We start from the raw sequence: 2,052 nt of genomic DNA on the forward strand, positions 1-2,052 counted from the left end.
AAACAAGAGCCGACATCGAAAGGCTCAAGTCAGTAGCACGACAGCTATATCTATCAGGAATGGAACTCCAGGAAATAGCTGAAAAGGTCAATGTGTCAAGGGTAACATTGTCAAGATGGGTCAAGGACGGTGGATGGAAAGAGGCAAGGGCAGCGAAGAACGTCACAAGGCCCGAACTCGTCAACAAGCTACTGCTCGCAATCGACAACCTCATCGAGCAGGTCAACGCATCGGGAGACCCTAACGCTATCGGAACACTCGCCGACAAGCTCTCAAAACTCTCGGCCACTATCGAGAAACTCGACAAGAAAGCTAACGTCGTCGATGCCATCGAGGTTTTCATGGCATTCAACAGATGGATCCAGGACCAGGCTTCCTACGACCCCGAAATCACACCCGAGCTCATCAAGGCCATCAACAAGTACCAGAACAAGTTCCTCATGGAGAAGATGGCATCACCATCCGCCCTCTGACAGAGCATCCCCCCACCGTGGGGCAGGGGGGCTTTCTATCTCATCTATCTCCTCTATCTCCTCTAAAAAAAGAAATAAGAAATGACCACAGCGGAACTCAAAAAACTGCACGAAGAGTGGCAAGAGCATTGCCGCCAGATACAGGCAATCACTGACACCAAAACCCTGCAGAAAGAAAACACCGAACAGAAGGAGAAACGCATACGCCGTCTCCAGCGTGACTATGCCGCTTTCTGTGAGTATTACTTTCCGCATTTCCTTACACTCCGCGACAAGGTGACGGGCGAAGCCATACGCACCATCCACAATGCGCCGTTCCACAATGCGGCAGCCAAGCTCGTAAAGAACACGCCGAACCTGAAGGCGGTATTCAAGTGGCCACGAGGTCACGCCAAGTCCACCCACTTCGACATCTTCATGCCGCTCTGGTTGATGTTCCAACCGAAGCGGCTCATCAATTTCATGGTCATAGTCGGCAAGTCCGAGGACTCAGCCGACCGACTCCTCGGCGACATCCAGGCGGAACTACAGTACAACAAGCGCATCATTGCCGACTTCGGCAGCCAGATATCCGTCGGAAACTGGACCGAAGGGGAGTTCCAGACCAAGGACGGGGTGTATTTCCTGGCTTGTGGCCGTGGGCAGTCGCCGCGTGGTCTCCGTAAGCGTGAGTCGCGTCCTGACTATATTGTCATCGACGACCTCGACGACGATGAACTTTGCCGTAACGAGCGGCGTGTCCGCGAACTCACCGACTGGGTGAAAGAGGCACTTTTCGGTGCACTGGATGTTGGACGTGGCCGATTCCTCATGGTTGGTAACCTTATCTCCAAGACTTCCGTCCTGGCGAATATCTGCGCCACGAAGGGCGTGCATGTCTCGACGGTCTATGCCGTTGACAATGAGGGCAACCCAGTATGGGAAGAAAAATGGACCAAGGAGGAGGCTCGCGATTACATGGAGTTCGTGGGCCACCGCGCATGGAACAAGGAGATGATGCACAACCCCATCGTAGAGGGCACCGTCTTCCGGCAGGAATGGATCAAGTGGGCAAAGCGTCCGGCATGGAACAAGTTCTCACACCTCGTACTGTACATAGACCCCTCATGGAAATCAAAACGCACCGACGACACCAAGGCGGCCAAGCTCTGGGGAAAACACGGAATAGAACTATGGCAACTCCGTGCTTTCGTGCGCAAGGCATCCATTGCCGAGCTCGTCAGATGGTGCTACGACCTCTACGAGTGGAGCCAAGACAAAGCCGTCGCAATACAGTTCTACATGGAGGCATCATTCATGCAAGACCTCATTCTCGACGACTTCGCCACAGAGGGAGAAAACAGAGGATACCAGCTGCCCATAACAGGCGACACACGCAAGAAACCCGACAAGTTCCAGCGCATAGAGGCTATCAGCCCACTCTGGGAACGGGGATTCGTCTTCTACGACATATCCCAGAAGGACGACACCGACATGCAGGCGGGACTCGAGCAGACTCTCGCTTTCGAAAAGGGAATGGCAGGAAACGATGATGCACCCGATGCCGACGAGGGAGCTATCAGCATCCTACAGCGAACGG

Annotated in this window: 2 protein-coding genes; both read left to right on the forward strand. The window is 53.9% G+C overall.

The genetic code is table 11. The features are described from left to right. Window positions 1-473: terminase (locus CIL02_RS06355; protein WP_240513555.1), on the forward strand; the 473-nt coding region annotated here is incomplete at its 5' end. 81 nt (window positions 474-554) lie between these two features. Continuing rightward, on the forward strand, window positions 555-2,052 hold a 1,498-nt coding region (locus tag CIL02_RS06360), incomplete at its 3' end, for a hypothetical protein (RefSeq protein ID WP_094400063.1).

Origin of the sequence: Prevotella sp. P3-122 (assembly GCF_002251365.1) — a bacterium.
Classification (GTDB): Bacteria; Bacteroidota; Bacteroidia; order Bacteroidales; family Bacteroidaceae; genus Prevotella.